At 57.5% G+C, this 16,894-nt stretch carries 12 protein-coding genes; 9 read left to right on the forward strand and 3 right to left on the reverse strand.

What is annotated here, in order from left to right:
* The first annotated feature begins 51 nt into the window (after positions 1 to 51).
* From RQI55_RS14300 to RQI55_RS14310, 3 genes are read left to right on the forward strand one after another with little or no spacing between them, the layout of a single operon-like run.
* Positions 52 to 1,254 (forward strand): glycosyltransferase family protein, encoded by a 1,203-nt coding sequence (locus RQI55_RS14300; RefSeq protein ID WP_311273120.1) that lies wholly within the window; start codon positions 52 to 54, stop codon positions 1,252 to 1,254.
* 35 nt (positions 1,255 to 1,289) lie between these two features.
* Complete coding sequence (locus RQI55_RS14305; RefSeq protein ID WP_243258008.1) at positions 1,290 to 2,537, forward strand: glycosyltransferase; 1,248 nt, start codon at positions 1,290 to 1,292, stop codon at positions 2,535 to 2,537.
* A complete protein-coding gene (locus RQI55_RS14310; protein ID WP_409233736.1) occupies positions 2,519 to 3,706 on the forward strand; it encodes a glycosyltransferase family protein in 1,188 nt (395 codons plus the stop codon). Before RQI55_RS14305 ends, RQI55_RS14310 begins: the two co-directional genes overlap by 19 nt.
* Here the strand turns inward: RQI55_RS14310 and RQI55_RS14315 are convergent.
* Positions 3,696 to 4,928 carry an FAD-dependent oxidoreductase gene (locus RQI55_RS14315; protein ID WP_243258010.1) on the reverse strand — a complete coding sequence of 411 codons (1,233 nt, stop codon included), beginning with the start codon at positions 4,926 to 4,928 and terminating at the stop codon, positions 3,696 to 3,698. The two genes, RQI55_RS14310 and RQI55_RS14315, sit on opposite strands and share 11 nt — an antisense overlap.
* 18 nt (positions 4,929 to 4,946) lie before the next feature.
* A complete protein-coding gene (locus RQI55_RS14320; RefSeq protein WP_243258011.1) occupies positions 4,947 to 5,639 on the reverse strand; it encodes a phosphatase PAP2 family protein in 693 nt (230 codons plus the stop codon).
* A 134-nt stretch (positions 5,640 to 5,773) separates the two neighbouring features.
* Here RQI55_RS14320 and dxr point away from each other — a divergent pair, with 134 nt between their 5' ends.
* Complete coding sequence (dxr, locus tag RQI55_RS14325; protein ID WP_311273121.1) at positions 5,774 to 6,973, forward strand: 1-deoxy-D-xylulose-5-phosphate reductoisomerase; 1,200 nt, start codon at positions 5,774 to 5,776, stop codon at positions 6,971 to 6,973.
* Positions 6,974 to 7,156: 183 nt separating this feature from the next.
* The gene (locus tag RQI55_RS14330; RefSeq protein ID WP_243258013.1) at positions 7,157 to 7,813 is read left to right on the forward strand and encodes a metal-binding protein ZinT; all 657 of its coding nucleotides are present in this window, start codon (positions 7,157 to 7,159) and stop codon (positions 7,811 to 7,813) included.
* A gap of 70 nt (positions 7,814 to 7,883) precedes the next feature.
* Here RQI55_RS14330 and hemA read toward each other — a convergent pair whose 3' ends face one another.
* Positions 7,884 to 9,101, reverse strand: a complete 1,218-nt coding sequence (gene hemA, locus RQI55_RS14335; protein ID WP_192065407.1) for a 5-aminolevulinate synthase — start codon at positions 9,099 to 9,101, stop codon at positions 7,884 to 7,886.
* A 375-nt stretch (positions 9,102 to 9,476) separates the two neighbouring features.
* Between hemA and RQI55_RS14340 the strand changes: the two genes are divergently transcribed.
* The 4 genes from RQI55_RS14340 (at position 9,477) to RQI55_RS14355 (ending at position 16,723) form a co-directional block, all read left to right on the forward strand.
* Positions 9,477 to 9,728, forward strand: a complete 252-nt coding sequence (locus RQI55_RS14340) for a YMGG-like glycine zipper-containing protein (RefSeq protein WP_042620082.1) — start codon at positions 9,477 to 9,479, stop codon at positions 9,726 to 9,728.
* 172 nt (positions 9,729 to 9,900) lie between these two features.
* Positions 9,901 to 11,826, forward strand: a complete 1,926-nt coding sequence (locus tag RQI55_RS14345) for an autotransporter assembly complex family protein (RefSeq protein ID WP_243258014.1) — start codon at positions 9,901 to 9,903, stop codon at positions 11,824 to 11,826.
* Between the two features lie 40 nt (positions 11,827 to 11,866).
* Positions 11,867 to 16,027: a translocation/assembly module TamB domain-containing protein gene (locus tag RQI55_RS14350; protein ID WP_311273122.1), complete on the forward strand. Its 4,161-nt coding sequence runs from the start codon at positions 11,867 to 11,869 to the stop codon at positions 16,025 to 16,027.
* Positions 16,028 to 16,246: 219 nt separating this feature from the next.
* Complete coding sequence (locus RQI55_RS14355; protein ID WP_042620080.1) at positions 16,247 to 16,723, forward strand: chemotaxis protein CheW; 477 nt, start codon at positions 16,247 to 16,249, stop codon at positions 16,721 to 16,723.
* Positions 16,724 to 16,894: the final 171 nt, after the last annotated feature.

The following is a 16,894-nucleotide window of genomic DNA, read 5'->3' on the forward strand; positions in this document are numbered from 1 at the left end:
CCATCCAACCAACAAGACCCGTCATGCGAACCGCAACAAGAGGTGCTGTCCATGAGCACTCGCCTGAAAGACGTGCGCATCTTGATGTATAGCCATGACTCATTCGGTCTCGGCCATTTGCGCCGTTGCCGAACCATCGCCCATGCGCTGGTCGAGGATTATCGTGGTCTGAACGTTCTGATCATATCAGGCGCGACAATCGCCGGTGCCTTCGACTACCGCGCCCGGGTGGATTTCGTCAAAATCCCGAGCGTCATCAAGTTGCGAAACGGCGAATACACCTCGCTCGACCGCCATATCGATCTTCAGGAAACCCTGAAGATGCGCCGCTCGATTATCTACCACACCGCCGAAAGCTTCCAGCCGGATATCTTCATCGTTGACAAGGAACCTATGGGGCTGCGTGGAGAGGTGGAGGAAACGCTCGCCTATCTCAAGGAAAAAGGCACCAAGCTCGTCATTGGCCTGCGCGACGTGATGGACGCTCCGCAATTGCTCGAAGCCGAGTGGAAGCGCAATGATATTCTCCCCAAGATAGAGCGTTATTACGATCACGTCTGGGTCTATGGTCCACCTGATTTCCATGATCCGCTCATGGGGCTGGATGTGCCCCCAAAAGTGCGCGACAAGATGGATTTCGTCGGTTTCCTGCAACGCTCGAAGACCCAATCGGAAAGCACATCGCATCGCACTGAAGGCGATTACATTCTGGTGACGACGGGCGGCGGCGGCGATGGCAGCGAGTTGATCGACGACGTGATCAATGCCTACAAGGCAGACCCGGAGCTGACGCACAAAGCCCTGATCGTTCTCGGCCCCTATATGCCGGGCGAGCAGCGCCTGCGCTTCATGCAGAACACATCCGATATTCCCTATATCGAGATCATCGAATTCGATAATCGCATGGAAGACATTGTTGCGGGCGCCAAGGCCGTCGTTTCCATGGGTGGCTACAATACCGTGTGCGAAATCCTCTCCTTCGACAAGCCCGCCCTCATCGTGCCGCGCATCGTACCGCGTGAAGAGCAGTTGATCCGTGCCAGCCGCGCATCGGAACTGGGCCTGTTTGACATGCTTCTGCCTGAAGATGCAGAGAACCCGTTGCTCATGGCGCAGGCGCTCAAGGACCTGCTTAAGCGCGCGCCTCCCTCAGCCAATGGCCGCAACCTCAAACTTGATGGGCTGGAAAACATTTCCAAACGGATTGCGGAATGGCTTCAACCTGAAGACACCGCCAAAACCGCCAATGCCTGAGCCTGGGTCTGCACCCAGAAAGAGACGCTGATATCGTGACCGGCAACAAGAAAATCATGGTTCTGCTGAAAGGCTACCCGCGCCTTTCAGAAACTTTCATCGCGCAGGAACTGCTGGGCCTTGAAAAGGCAGGGCTGGAGCTGGAACTTGTGTCCATGCGCCGCCCGACAGATAAGAAACGGCACCCAGTGCATGATGAAATCCGCGCCAAGGTAACTTACCTGCCGGAATATCTGCATGAGGAGCCGGTGCGTGTGCTGAAAGCCCTGTGGGCTTGCCGCAGCAAGCCCGGTTTCGGACAGGCGCTGCGGCGTTTCTTGCAGGACCTTCGCCATGATTTCTCGCGCAATCGCTTTCGCCGTTTCGGACAGGCCGCTGTGCTGGCGCATGAATGGCCTGCCGACGCTGGCTGGCTGCATGTTCATTTCATCCACACACCCGCATCCGTCGCCGCTTACACACACTTGATAACAGGTATACCTTGGACGATTTCCGCCCACGCCAAGGACATCTGGACATCGAGCGATCGGGATCTCGCCGCCAAGCTGGACAGCGCCCGCTGGGCGGTGACCTGTACCGCCAGCGGCTTCCGGCACCTGCAAAATCTTTCCGGCAAAAAAGCCAATGTGCATCTGAGCTATCACGGCCTCGATCTCACGCGCTTTCCACACAATGACACCCCGCGACTGCCTCGCAATGGCTCCAATCCGGATGATCCTGTCCGTATCTTGAGCGTTGGCCGGGCCGTGAAGAAAAAGGGCATCGATATTCTCTTGCGCGCGCTGGCAGCGCTGCCACCATCGCTGCACTGGCAATTCACCCATATCGGCGGTGGAGACGAGCTGGCCACACTCAAGGCGCTGGCATCCGAACTCGGGCTTTCGGAGCGGATCACCTGGACAGGGGCGATGGACCAGAAACAGGTCCTGGAGCATTATCGGGCAGCGGATCTCTTCGCGCTCGCCTGCCGCATCACCAGCGATGGTGATCGCGATGGACTTCCCAACGTGCTGGTGGAAGCAGCAAGCCAGAGCCTTGCCTGCATTTCCACCAACATCTCAGGCATACCGGAATTCTTCGTGGATGGTGAAAACGGATTGCTGACAGCGCCCGATGATCCCGCAGCCTTTTCGCAGGCGCTGCAAAGCGCTATCATCGACCCGGATCTTCGCTCCCGGCTGGGAATGGCGGCAGAGAGCCGCGTTCGCACGGCATTTGACCACCGCAACAGCATTGCCGAGTTGAAGGCACTGTTCGAGCAGGAATGGGAGAAGCCCCTGTGACCGCAAAGAAACCCGCACCCCGCGTCTTTTTCTATGTGCAACATCTGCTCGGCATCGGCCACATTGCCCGCGCCAGCCGCGTTGCCCGAACTCTCGCCGAAGACGGTTTCGATGTGACGCTGGTGACGGGTGGAACGCCTGTTCCGGGCTTTCCGGGCGAAGGTATACGCCACATCGAACTGCCACCCATCGCCGTCAGCGACGGCAGTTTCTCCGGTCTTGTCGATGCCACCGGGCAGCCGGTGGATGACATGTTCAAGGATAGCCGTACCAGCATGCTACTGGGCGCCTATCACGGCACCAGACCCGATATCGTCATCATCGAGGCTTTTCCCTTCGGGCGGCGGCAGGTGCGTTTCGAGCTCATGCCACTTTTGAGCGCCATCGAGCGCAGCATCGAACGTCCGCTCGTGATGACATCATTGCGTGACATCTTGCAGGAACGTGCCAAACCCGGCCGCGACGAAGAAACGATTGCGCTCGTCAAAAAGCATTTCGATACCGTTCTCGTGCATGGAGACCCCAAATTCGTGCGGCTGGAAGAGACATTCCCGCTGGCAGACCAGATCAGCCAACGCATCGTCTATACCGGCCTTGTCGCAGCACCAAGGCAGGAGCCGCCGCAAGAGAGGTTCGATGTCGTCGTTTCCGCAGGTGGCGGCGCTGTCGGGGCGGCCCTCATCCGCGCAGCACTCGACGCAGCACCCATGATCAATGATCTCAAGAGCTGGTGCCTCATCACGGGTCCAAACATGCCGAAAGCGGATTTCGATGCTATTTCAGCGCAGGCTGGTGAGGGCATCTCGGTCTTCCGGTTCCGCAAGGATTTCGCAAGTCTTTTGTCAGGCGCGAAGCTCTCCATTTCGCAGGCAGGTTACAACACCGTTTGCGACATCTTGCAGGCCAAGTGCCGCTCGCTCCTCATTCCCTTCGCCGCCGGTGGCGAAACGGAACAAGGCGCGCGCGCATCGCGACTGGCAAAACTGGGGCTTGCCCATGTGCTGGAAGAAAGCGCCATATCACCCCAATCCATGGCAGATGCCATCCAGCAGGCGTTGAAGCTGCCGGAACCTGATGAGATCGATCTCGATCTGGAAGGGGCGGCGGGCACGGCAAAAATATTGCGTCGTCTCTATGACGAGCGGGAATTCGACAAGCTCAATAATTGATCTTTTCGCGCCGGAAGCCCAGACCAATCAGCCTGCCCGCCAGATGGGCGAGCAGCGGAAAGCGCATGATGGCCAGCACGAAGGCGGGTGGTCCCTTCGCCTTTTTGGCATCGGCCTGATCCTTCTTGTTCCTGCTGCGCATCATCAGCTGCAAACGCTGCGTCGCCTTTGTCGGGAAGGTCCGACGCTTCTCGATGGCCGCCAGATCGGTATCGGCAATCGCACGTCGGGCCGATAGGATCGGGATGAGCACATTGGCCGCTGCCACCGCATCCTGAATGGCAAGATTGACACCCACGCCGCCAATCGGCGACATGGCATGGGCTGCATCACCGATGCAGATCACACCCGGCTTCCACCATTGTTTCAAACGGTCGATGCGCACCGTCAGCAGCCAAGCATCGTCCCAGCTTCCAATTTCCGACAGACGTTCACGCGGCAGCGGGCATACTTCGGCAACGCGCTCCCTAAATGCCTCCAGCCCCTGTTCCTTGAATTCGGCATAGGAGCCTTTGCGCACCACATAGCCGCACTGCCAATAATCGCCGCGATCAATCAGCACGAAGCCCTGTCGCGGACCCGCATGTCCCATCGTCTCATCAGGATCCCCATCCTGTTTTGACAGGCGCATCCAGACCACTTCGGTTGGAACACCAAAGCTCTCGATTTCCAGACCGGCCTTTTCCCTGACGACTGAATTGCGCCCGTCAGCTCCGATCACCAGATCGGCTTCGATGTTAAGCGGGCCCTCTGGGGTCTCGACCACAAGTCCGCGCACCCTGCCCTCATCCTGGATCAACTCTTCGACCGGCGCGTTCATCAGCAATCGAAAGTTTTCGAATTGCCCAGCCTTCCCGGCGATGAAATTCAGGAAATCCCATTGCGGCATGAAGGCGATGAAGCGGTTTTTGACCGGTAACCACGAGAAATCAGCGATGGCTATCTTCTTGCCCCCAATTTCGGCGTGCAGCTTTTCCGCCCGGGTGTGCGGCAGCGCCAGAAACTCCCTGATGAAGCCGAGTTGCGCAATGATCTCAAGCGTCGAGGGGTGAATAGTATCGCCACGAAAATCCCGCAGAAAATCGGCGTGTTTTTCGATGACGGTGACATCGACATTGGCACGCGCCAGCAAAAGCCCCAGCATCATGCCGGCTGGCCCGCCGCCTGCAATCACCACCGTGGTCTTGATAGAGCGAACGGCTTGCGTTTCAGCGTGATCCATTGACGTCCCTCTTCTCGATCATCCAGCGGAACTGACTGCGTTTTTCGGATGCGGCCAGCCATTTGTGTCGAAACGGAAAATCCATTCGGAACGGGCGAAAATGAAAGCAAATGCCATCGCCGTCCATGTTCCCAGAAGGAGACCTGCTGCCACGTCGCTTGGATAATGCGCACCGACGATAACCCTGGACACACCGATAACAAGGGCCAGACCGATAAACACGAAGCGAAAGCGCGGTATCAGCATCATGAAGGCTCCGAAGAAAGAGCCTGCGGCAGTTGAATGTCCTGATGGAAAGCTCTCATAGATATGGTCGCCGGTAAACGGCGTCAGGCTGTAAGCACCCATTTCCAGCAACAGTTCAGGCCTTGCCCGTCCGATCAGGAATTTAAAGAGATGGACGAGAATGCTTGCCGTACCGATCGTCAGGAAAAAATAGAGCAGCAATCGCCACGCCTTTCCAATCCGTGTGGCATAGGCAGAGCGCGTCAGGACACGCGAAACGACATAGGCGAGAATGGCCAGAGGCCCTGTGCTGTAAAGCATCCAGCGAAATGTTCCGAAATCGGTGATGGCATTGTTGAAGCCGACGACCGGGGCGGGAAGCGCTTGCGCCCGCTGCGAGATAACGGGATCAAACGGAATGAGGACCAGCACCAGAACGAAGGTCGCCGCCAAAATCCAGCCACTGGAAACAAAAAAACGTCGCATGCTACTTCTCTTGATGAACAGTCCTGGACTATGCGTTTGGTGTCCCCCAAAGACAAGAGTGCCTTTCCTTCTTGTTATACCCACCTTTCGCTTGTAGACGCTTGAGAGACAGAGTTGAGAAAAGCCGGATAACTATGACGCATTCCAATGGCCCGACCTCCCCCGAAAAGCTGACCATACTGGGCTCCACCGGTTCCATCGGCACGAACACGGTTGATGTCGTCAATCAACTTGGCGGACGCGACCGGTTCGATATCATGGCGCTGACCGGCGCTGGCAACATTGCGCTGCTGGCCGAGCAATCCCGTGCGCTGGGTGCCAAGCTGGCGGTCACGTCAGACGAGGGGAATTATCAGGCCTTGAAAGACGCGCTTGCTGGCACTGATATCAAGGTTGCGGCTGGCAAAAGCGGCTTGCAGGAAGCAGCCAGCATGGATGCTGACTGGGTCATGGCAGCCATTGCCGGAACGCCGGGGCTTGAGCCGACGCTGACGGCGGCGCAGCGGGGTGCCAATATTGCGCTGGCCAACAAGGAGTGCCTCGTTTCGGCGGGCGACGTTTTCATCCGCATCATGAAACAGGGCGGCGGCACGCTCATACCCGTCGATAGCGAACACAGCGCCATTTTCCAGTGCCTTGAGCCTTCAAACAAGGCCAATGTCGAGCGCATTATCCTGACCGCATCCGGCGGTCCGTTTCGCACCTTCAGCCGCGAACAGATGGCGGGCGTCACGGCAGACATCGCTCGCGCCCATCCCAACTGGTCGATGGGCCTCAAGGTTTCCATCGGCAGCGCCTCCATGTTCAACAAGGCGCTTGAGATGATCGAGGCAAAACACCTGTTCGATCTTCGCCCCGACCAGATCGAGGTGATCGTCCATCCGCAATCGATCATTCATTCCATGGTGGCCTATACGGATGGATCAGTCATTGCCCAGCTTGGCTGCCCGGATATGCGCACGGCCATTGCTTACGCGCTGACCTATCCCGCACGCGGTGAGATCGATGTGGAACGGCTGGATTTTACCAAGCTCGCCCGACTGGATTTTGAAGCTCCCGATGAAGTTCGCTTCCCCGCTTTGCGACTGGCCAGAACCGCACTGGAACGTGGCGGTGCGCAGGGCGCGATACTGAATGCCGCTGACGAAACCGCGTTCCACGCCTTTGTGGACGGCCAGATCGGCTTTCTCGATATGGCCGACATCGTCGAAATCGTCATGGATCGTCTTGATAACGGACAATCGGCCCAGACGATGGATGATGTGCTGGCAGCAGACGCCGAGGCCCGCATCCATGCGCGCGAAGCCATTCTGCACAGGCAACAGGCGGCCTGAAACCACCATTACACTGATAAAGATGGGTGCGCTGCCATGATCGGCAGCGACATGGCAAAGCTGCGCCAAATCTCCATAATCGCAAATGCAGCATTGCCTGCCTGAGAAAAATTGGCTAAGCGGGACGTGTAATGTAATTACATTACCTAAGATGATGACCATGAACGATTTGAGGAACCCCTAATGATCAGCAGACACGCCATAGCGCTATCGATCGGAACCACGTTGCTTTTGACCACGGCTGCCATGGCAGACAACCACAAGGGACATTCCCACAACCACGCGCATGACCATTCCAAGGCCGCGAACGATATCTACAAGGGCTATTTCGAAGATGGTCAGGTTAAGCCACGCGATCTTTCCGATTGGGAAGGCGACTGGCAGTCCGTTTACCCCTATCTGCTTGATGGCTCGCTGGACCCGGTTATGGCGCACAAGGCTGAGCATGGTACCAAGACCGCCAAGGAACATCGCGACGACTACGCCATCGGTTACAAGACCGACGTAGAGCGCATTGTTATCAAGGGTGAAGATGTCACCTTCTATCGTGACGGCAAGCCGCTAGAGGCCAAATACGCATCGGACGGGCTGGAAATCCTGAAGTACAAGAAGGGTAATCGCGGGGTCCGGTACATTTTCAAGAAGACCACCGGCGACGCTTCCGCTCCGCAGTTCATACAGTTCAGCGATCACACAATCGCTCCGCAAAAAGCGGGCCATTACCATCTTTTCTGGGGCAACGACCGCAGCACCGTTCTGGCCGAGCTCACCAACTGGCCGACCTATTATCCTGCCACGCTGAATGCAGAGCAGATCGTTGATGAGATGCTGGAACACTAACATCTGAAAGAAGAAAGGCCGCGACTTGGATCAGTCGCGGCCTTTGCTCAATCTATCATTTCAGCAGGTATCAGGCGACGGCTCTTGCAAGCGCGCAACGCGACCAGAGCTGATGCAACGCACCCACAAGACGCTCCAGATCAGCATCGCTGTGCAGCGGCGTCGGCGTGATGCGCAGGCGTTCTGTCTTGCGCGGTACCGTCGGATAGTTAATCGGCTGCACGTAAACGCCGTGATCATCAAGAAGAATATCCGAAATCCATTTGCACTTGGCCGCATCGCCCACCATCACAGGCACGATGTGGCTTGGATTGTGAATGTGTGGAATGCCGCTGGAATCCAGCATCTGCCGCAGGGTACGCACCCGCTCCTGATGGCGAACCCGTTCAAAGGGGCTAGCCTTCAAATGCCGGATCGAGGCAACAGCACCGGCAGCAAGAGACGGCGGAAGTGCGGTTGTAAAGATAAAGCCTGAGGCGAAAGACCGGATGAAATCACACAGCGCATGAGAGGCTGCGATGTAGCCACCCATGACGCCGAAAGCTTTGCCGAGTGTGCCTTCGATAATCGTGAGGCGATCCATCAGACCTTCACGTTCAGCAATGCCACCGCCGCGTGGGCCGTACATGCCAACGGCATGCACTTCATCCAGATAGGTCATCGCGCCATATTGGTCAGCCAGATCGCAGATTTCCTTGATCGGCGAAATATCGCCGTCCATGGAGTAGACCGATTCGAAGGCAATCAGCTTCGGCGCTGCCGGATCGGCAGCCTTGAGCTTGGCCTCAAGGTCCTGAAGATCGTTGTGCTTCCAGATGACCTTCTCACAACGGCCGTACCGGATGCCTTCAATCATGGAGGCATGGTTCAGGGCGTCGGAAAAAATGATCAGGCCTGGAATCTTCTGGCCAAGTGTGCCGAGCGTCGCCCAGTTGGAAATGTAGCCGGAAGTAAAGACAAGCGCCGATTCTTTTCCATGCAGGTCCGCGAGCTCGCGCTCAAGCTGAACATGATGGTGGTTGGTGCCCGAGATATTCCGGGTGCCTCCCGCACCCGCGCCACAGTGGTCGATGGCGGCTTTCATCGCCTCCACGACTTTGGGGTTCTGGCCCATGCCGAGATAGTCGTTTGAGCACCAGACTGTCACGTCCTGCTTGTCGCCACTGGCGGTATAGCGCGTTGCCCGAGGGAAATTTCCCTGCTGCCGTTCAAGATCGGCAAACACGCGGTATCGACCCTCCGAATGCAAACCATCCAGCTCGGTCTTGAAATATGCCTCGAAGTCCATTCCATGCTCCAGAATTCTTAACGTACGTTGTCGGCTCACCTCCTTGAACCGTCAACCCCATCGACGCTGTTTGTCGAAAACTGCGTCAATTCGCCCCTACATTTGAACCATTCTAAGCATAACTATAAGATAATTGGTAAACCGCAAAATTGATTCACATCAAACCAGCGGCAAAATGGAACTTTTTTCGCCGCACCCCGTTCAGCAGTCACAATCGATTGGGGATGGGGAGCGTTGCCTGCCAAGGGGGCTTCCATAAGAACATTCGAGTTGTTAGATATCTGTTGCGGTCGGAGGTAGCAGTCGCCGCAGATAACCCATGGGACGCCTACCAAAAGAGCTAGAAAAGCTCGAATGTAACGTTGGAGAGAGTTCATGAAAAAGGCTATTATTTTCGCCGTCATCGGTTTGACGCTTGCAGGCTGCACGCAGACTGAAAAGGGCGCATCGATTGGTGCAGTTTCCGGCGCAGTCATCGGCGGCGCAGTCACCGGCAACGTACGCGGCGCAGCCGTCGGCGCTGCAATCGGTGGCGTTGGTGGTGCGTTGATCGGCAATGCTTCCGAGCCAGGCTATTGCTACTACCGCGACCAGTACGGTCAGCGTTACACGGCTCGTTGCCGCTAATTACGCCTTTATTGGCACAGAAAGAAGCCCCGGTTCGCCGGGGCTTTTGCGTTTGCAGGGCCCAAAATGTGCTTTTTCAGGTGCCATATCATTAAGTTTATGATTAAACTTGAATATTAACGGACGGGAAACCACTGGCTTCGATAGTACATGCTCAACCATAAAGAAGCGTATGCCAAAACGACGGACTGACCCAAAGATGAGTATTGCGTTCTGGAAGGCTGGCACCGCGATGGCGGTTGCGGCGTCAATCGTGATGTATCCGGGCTTCGCTCGTAACGCCTACGCTTTCAAGATATTTGGCATCACGCTTTTCGGCTCTGACGAGGAAGAGCAACAGGTTCTCGATCCGGTCACCTTCGCGGTAACCCTGAATGCGCCGGGTGCCGACACGAAGCTTGAGCAGAGCCTTAACAACAGTTCCCTTCTGGCAGCCGAACCGGAAAAACCGGCATCGGGCGATCTTGGTCTTCTGATTCGCGCGCGTGATGACCGGGAGCGCCTGGTCGCAGCACTTTATGAAAACGCCCGCTATGGCGGAACCGTCAAGATTACCGTCGCCGGACAGGATATCGACTCCATACCGCCTAACCCCACATTCAACCGCTCCGCACCCGTGCCTGTGGTCATCGACGTGACGCCCGGCCCGGTGTTTACGCTGGGCAATGTCAGGCTGGAGGGGGATGTTGCAGGACGGGATCTGGAGCAATACGGCCTTGTCACGGGCGGTGATGCGGGATCGCTCGCCATCATCAAAGCGGGCAACAAACTGGTCGAAGACCTGAAGGCTGAAGGTCGCCCACTTGCGGCGCTGACCACCCGGCAGGCCGTCGCCAACCATGCTAATAATTCGGTAGATCTGACCATGGCCGCTGAAGGCGGGCCTATCGCACCGCTTGGCGATGTCTCCATCAAAGGCCCACGCACTGTGGATGCAGACTTCATACGGCGCTATTCGCGGCTCAACGGCGGTGAAGCTTATTCACCGGAGAAATTGCGGAAGGCAGCAGACCGTCTGCGCAAGCTCAGCGTCTTTTCCAGCGTCAGCATCAAGGAAGCGTCTGCTCTCGCGCCCAACGGATCAATACCACTGACAATTGAAGTGTCGGAGGGAAAGCACCGCTATCTGGGCGTCGGCGCTCAATACTCGACCACCGAAGGCATTGGCCTGCAAGGCTATTGGGGCCATCGCAATCTGTTCGGACGGGCCGAATCACTGCGCATCGAAGGTGCGGTATCGCGTCTGGGTGAGGCCTCCAACGCAAAGGATATGGATTATTCCGCAGGGATAATCTTCACCAAGCCCGGCGTCATCACGCCGGAAACGACGTTTACGGCAAGCCTGAAGGCCAAGACCGAGCATCCCGATAGCTATGACGCCCGATCCGTCACCGGCTATGCGGGCTTTTCCTATGAGTTCAACGATTACGACACTGCATCCGCCGGATTTGAAGTGGAATGGACGGATACCGAGGATGCGTTCGGCACCAACCAGTATCTGACAACATCCGTTCCGATGGAATTCGTGCGCGACATGCGTGACGACAAGCTGAACCCGACCGAGGGCTTCAGGGCTGCGGTGTCAGCCAAGCCCAGTTTTGAAGCCTTGAACGGCACGATCTTCTCGACGTTTGAAGGCTCCACGACCGGATATAAGGGGCTGGGATCAGACGATCAGGTGGTGCTGGCCGGCAAAATCGCAGGCGGCGTGCTGATTGGGGCAAGTTCGCTGGAAGATGTGCCAGCCACACGGCGCTTTTATGCCGGCGGCGGCGGCTCGGTTCGCGGCTACAGCTACCAGGAAATTTCGCCCTATAATGATGCGGGCGAGGCAACCGGCGGACGCTCTTACATCGTCAGCTCGGTGGAAGCGCGCATCAAAGTAACGGAAACCATCGGGCTCGTGCCGTTCGTTGATGCCGGTGTCGTCTCGTCGGATTTCGCACCTGATTTTTCCGACTTCCGCGCTGGCGCGGGTCTCGGCCTTCGATACGCAACGCCATTCGGACCCTTGCGTCTTGATGTCGCCATGCCGCTCAAGAAATATGAGGGCGGAAGCAGCTTTGGCATTTATGCCGGCATTGGCCAGTCCTTCTAAGGACAGCGGCCTTTCGCAACCAGCAGAGTGATAACGCTTGATGACCGCATTGATCCGATTGTTGACCTCAATCATCTACGTCACCCTTGGCGTCGTGGGTCTGCTGTTGGTGGCCGTCCTCCTCGTCGGCCTGACACCGACAGGCGCGCAATTTGCGGCATCACGGGTCTCAACGCTCATTTCCTCGCCGGATCAAACCATCACCCTTTCCGCACCATCAGGCCTGCTAACGGGCAATCTGCGTCTGGCGCAGGTGACGATTGCAGACCGTGAAGGCACCTATGCGCAATTGAACGGCGTGGAGGTGGACTGGGCGCCTCTGGACCTGCTGCGCGGCACGTTTCACGCACACCGAATCAGCGCTGCGAATATCAGCCTCGACAGAGCGCCGCTTCCACCCAGCGAGCCGCAGCCAGAAAGTTCAGGCGGGTTTTCTCTCCCCGTCGAGATCGCCATTGATGATCTGGCATTGCCGGATATCAGGCTCGGCGAAACACTCGCTGGCCGCGCATTCGAACTGGCCGCCAAAGGTCAGGGGACCGCGACAAGCAGCAAGATCGCACTCCTTCTGACCGCCAATCGCAAGGATGAGCCGAACGCGCTGGTCAAGGCCGATATTGTTTTTGCGCCTGAAGACAATGTGCTGAAGCTTGATGCCTCTGTGAGTGAACCGCAAGGCGGCCTGCTGGCAACCATTCTGCGACTGCCGGACGCGCCAGCCGTTGCGCTGGACCTGAAGGGCCAGGGCGCACTTTCCGACTGGACAGGCACGCTGACTGGCAATGTTGCAGGCAACCCGGTGCTTGACGTGACGGGTCGCCATCAACTTTTGAGCGACAGCACACGGCGGCTCGAACTGCATGGCGGCGGACAGCCTGACATGCTGCTGCCACCACTTCTGCGCCAGCTGTTTGAAGGCCAGACGAAGCTTGACCTTGCAGCCAGCATCGCACCCGGCGGGCGGATCAGTGTTGAAAGTGGAAATCTTGAAACCGGCAAGCTTTTGCTGACAGCATCCGGTGCTATCGATCAGCAGGGCCAGAATGACCTCTCGGCCAATCTCATCGGCACGAATGGGCCGGTTGATATCCGTCTGCCGCTTGAAGGCGGTGAGATTGCTGCGCTCGTCAACGGCATCGACCTCTCCCTACGCGGCAATGCCACAGCCGCAAAGCTTGGCCTGTCCGCATCTCTGCGCTCGTTGGCTGCACCCCAGGGCCGCGTGGAAGACGTCAAGCTCACCGCAAGCAGTGAAGATCTCAATCTGGCCAACCAGACGGGTACGGTCAAGACATCGCTCAGCATTGCGCAATCCGCCATGACCGCACCGGACCTCGAAAGAGCCATCAAGGCCCCATTGACGCTGAATGCGCCGTTGCGCATTTCCCCGCAGAGCATCGCATTCGAAGGCGCGACACTGGAAAGTGCGAGCATCGGCGGCACCGGCAGCGGCACCTATGACCTCACGGCCAAAACCATCGCCACAAATCTGCGGCTGTTCGTGCTTCCCGCCGTTCTGCCACCAGCCCTTGCTGAGAAATTCGACACGACCATAGCCATCGATGCCTATGTCAACAGCACGATCGGCGGCCGCACGAGCGTCGAAAATCTCGTCGTCAAATCCGGCACGCTGGAGGCCAATGGCGATGTTTCGCTTGAAAACGGCACCGTGGCGGCAAAGCTCGGCGGGCGATTGCCAGCGCTGGAAAAACTCACCCCGCAGGCATCCGGTGCACTCGGCTTTTCGCTCGAAGCTCAGGGACCACTCACGGCTGCCGATTTCCAGCTGAGCCTCAATTCGGCCAAAGCGACACTGGCAGGCCGCGCTCTGGAGGCGCTAAACGTTTCTGCGAGCGGAAAAGCCGACCTCAACGCTCCCCAGGCAAAGCTGCAGGCAAGCGGGTCGCTGGATGGTCAGGTCATCGATGCAACGGGCGAACTCGTTCAGGGCGAAAACGGAACCGCCATTCCGCAGCTCAACGTTACGGTCGGGCGCAATGTGCTGACCGGCCAGCTTCAGTTCACACCCGACTTCCTCCCAAGCGGCAAACTCGCCTTCGACTTCCCGGACCTTTCGCTTCTGGCGGCGCTTGCAGCGCAGCAGGCCAACGGTGATATCAAAGGCAACATCGAGCTATCCAATGCGGGCGGAAAAATAGCGGCGATCATCGGCGCTTCCGGTGACGCCGTTGGACAGGGTACGGCAGCCGTTTCAAAATTCGTGGCCGACCTCAAGGTGGACGATCTGCAAGCACTCGCCGTCAACGGCACGGTGCAGGCACAAGCAATCAATGCCGGTGCTGTCGCCATTTCGGGCTTGAACCTTGATATCAACCACTCAGGCACGGCCACGGCCTTCGACCTTAATGCCCGATATGACAACGCGCCGCTGATCCTGAAGGGCAGCGCCGATACGGGCGGTGGCGCAATCGCGGTCAAGATCGACGCCTTGTCGGCGACCCCACGCGGCATTCCGGTCAAGCTCGCGCAGCCGACGGCCATCGCAGTCGAGGCAGGATCTGCACGCCTTTCAGGCATTGTCATCCAGACCGGAAACGGACGCGTTGAGGTCAGCGGTACAGCTGGATCGACGCTTAATCTGAATACTAATATTCGCGCCCTCCCCGCCAATCTGGCAAATGCGTTTTCTCCCGGCCTTGATGCAGCCGGAACAATTTCCGGCACAGTCGTCGCCAAGGGACCTGCATCCGATCCTGCTGTCGATTATGATCTGACATGGTCCGACGCGGCAGTCAGCCAGACGCGCGCTGCCGGGCTCGGTGCCCTCGGCATCAAGGCCAATGGCCGCTTTGCTGGCGGCACGTTGCGCCTGGACACCAATGTGACCGGACAGGGCGGTCTAGCCCTTTCCGGTGGTGGCACGCTGGGTGTTGGCGGCAACCGGCCCATTTCAATGGCATTCCGGGGCAACCTGCCCTTCGGTGCAGTCGCCGCACAAACCGCCGCACAAGGCTTTGATGTTGAAGGCAAGGCCTCGCTCGATGTCAAAATCGACGGCACTGTCGCCGCCCCACTCATCAGCGGTAGCGTGAAGACCGACGGCACGCGCGTGACGGATGTGCGCAGAAACCTCACGGTCAACAATCTCGGCGCGACGATCAATTTCCAGCGCGATCAGGCAACAATCTCGCGGCTGACAGGCAAATTGGCTGGCGGCGGCACCGTTTCAGGTACGGGTTCGGTTGGCATCACGCCCGGTTCCGGGTTTCCTGCTGACCTGACAATCACACTCAATCGCGCCGCCTATAATGACGGTACGTTGTTCACAACCGTTGCCAGTGGCACATTGACGCTCAAGGGTCCCGTTTTGAACGGACCTGTTCTGGGGGGCACGATCACACTCGAAAAAAGTGCGATCACAATTCCAGAACGCCTGCCCGCTTCGCTTTCCCAGATCAACATCAAACACAAGAATGCGCCGCCAGCCGTTCGGGCACAGGACCGGGAAATCAATTCCGACAAGGGTGGCTCTGGCAGTTCCTCTCCCATAGCGCTCGATCTTCAGATCAACGCACCCAGCGGCATATTCGTGCGTGGGCGCGGCATCGACGCCGAGTTGACGGGCAGCCTGACGGTACGCGGCACAGCGGCTGCTCCCGCCGTTTCCGGCGGCTTTGAAATGAAGCGCGGGCGGCTGGAGATATTGACCCGCCGTCTCGATTTCACCACCGGCGATATAACCTTCGGCGGCGGCCTTGTGCCGGTTCTCAACATGGCGGCGGAATCGACCGCAGGTTCGACCACAGTCACCGTATCGGTGACAGGGAACGCCAATGATCCGGCATTCGGCTTTACCTCGTCCCCTGCCCTTCCGCAGGACGAGGTGATGGCGCAGCTAATTTTCGGCCAATCCATGTCGAAGCTCTCCGCCTTGCAGATTGCCCGCCTTGCAGATGCGGCGGGGCAACTGGCAGGTGGACGGTCCACATCGCTGTTTGATAGCCTGCGCAGCAATCTAGGTATCGACGATCTCGATATCTCAACCGACTCAGAAGGTCAGGCCAGGGTGTCGGCGGGCAAGTATCTCAATGACAAGACCTATCTGGAACTGGAACAAAGCGGCAGTTCCGGTGCCAAGGCCATCATCAATCTGGATGTCGGTCGCGGCGTAAAGCTGCGCGGCGAGGCAGGCGGCGATGGCGAAGGTGCAGCGGGCATATTCTACGAAAAAGAATATTGATAGGCTGGAACACGCCAGCGAAAGACTTCCGCATGGCGCATATATTCTGAGAACTTGTTAACGCAGTTTAGATTTGAGAAACATATTTCTGTTAACACTGAGCGGATGAAGCCGGGACTACCATCCCGGTTGTTCGTACACCAGGCAGGAAGCCAAAGTCCGGATACGCTAGCGTCGGTGCGCTTGCACAGCCCAGAACAAAGATTGGGAAGAATTCTGATGGTTACGATTACTTCAACAAACTTCGGCGGCGATACCCTCGAGATTATCGCCTTTCGTCTGCACGATCAGGAGTTCTGCGTCAAAACGACCACGATCCGTGAGATCCGCGGCTGGGCTCCTTCCACTCCTCTTCCGCACGCACCGAAGGACGTCATCGGCGTCATGAACCTTCGCGGCTCGGTTATTCCGATTATCGATCTCGCCTACAAGCTTGGCATGAAGAGCACCGTTGCCAATGAGCGCAGCGCGATTGTCGTGGCAGAAGTTCATAACATGGTCATCGGCATGCTGGTGGATCGCGTTTCAGACATTCTGACCATTCCTGCAAGCCAGGTTCAGCCTGTTCCGGAAGTGTCCGCATCGTTCGACAAGTCCTTCTCCGAAGGCATCATTGCCAATGAGCATGGCATGATCTGCTTCCTCAACCTCGCCAAGATGTTCAAGGGTTCGGATCTGGACGATCTGGCCGCATAAACACCCGGCTCTACAGGAACTTCACTATCAAAAACGCTGCCCGACATCGGGCGGCGTTTTTTTGTTTCCGGCACCAAAACCATAGCATGGGCAAGCAATATAATTACAATCCATAACAATTTATATTTGATTTCCATCAATCTAAAATTGATTTCGTTTGGACTAATCAAT

Source organism: Rhizobium sp. WCS2018Hpa-16 (genome assembly GCF_031843705.1).
GTDB classification, from domain to species: domain Bacteria; phylum Pseudomonadota; class Alphaproteobacteria; order Rhizobiales; family Rhizobiaceae; genus Agrobacterium; species Agrobacterium tumefaciens_C.

Excerpts from the sequence above, each read along its gene's own strand:
- RQI55_RS14300 (WP_311273120.1), top strand. The coding sequence starts at position 52 with ATGAGCACTCGCCTGAAAGACGTGCGCATCTTGATGTATAGCCATGAC.
- RQI55_RS14310 (WP_409233736.1), top strand. The coding sequence starts at position 2,519 with ATGGGAGAAGCCCCTGTGACCGCAAAGAAACCCGCACCCCGCGTCTTT.
- RQI55_RS14315 (WP_243258010.1), bottom strand. The coding sequence starts at position 4,928 with ATGGATCACGCTGAAACGCAAGCCGTTCGCTCTATCAAGACCACGGTG.
- RQI55_RS14320 (WP_243258011.1), bottom strand. The coding sequence starts at position 5,639 with ATGCGACGTTTTTTTGTTTCCAGTGGCTGGATTTTGGCGGCGACCTTC.
- dxr (WP_311273121.1), top strand. The coding sequence starts at position 5,774 with ATGACGCATTCCAATGGCCCGACCTCCCCCGAAAAGCTGACCATACTG.
- RQI55_RS14330 (WP_243258013.1), top strand. The coding sequence starts at position 7,157 with ATGATCAGCAGACACGCCATAGCGCTATCGATCGGAACCACGTTGCTT.
- hemA (WP_192065407.1), bottom strand. The coding sequence starts at position 9,101 with ATGGACTTCGAGGCATATTTCAAGACCGAGCTGGATGGTTTGCATTCG.
- RQI55_RS14340 (WP_042620082.1), top strand. The coding sequence starts at position 9,477 with ATGAAAAAGGCTATTATTTTCGCCGTCATCGGTTTGACGCTTGCAGGC.
- RQI55_RS14345 (WP_243258014.1), top strand. The coding sequence starts at position 9,901 with ATGCCAAAACGACGGACTGACCCAAAGATGAGTATTGCGTTCTGGAAG.
- RQI55_RS14350 (WP_311273122.1), top strand. The coding sequence starts at position 11,867 with ATGACCGCATTGATCCGATTGTTGACCTCAATCATCTACGTCACCCTT.
- RQI55_RS14355 (WP_042620080.1), top strand. The coding sequence starts at position 16,247 with ATGGTTACGATTACTTCAACAAACTTCGGCGGCGATACCCTCGAGATT.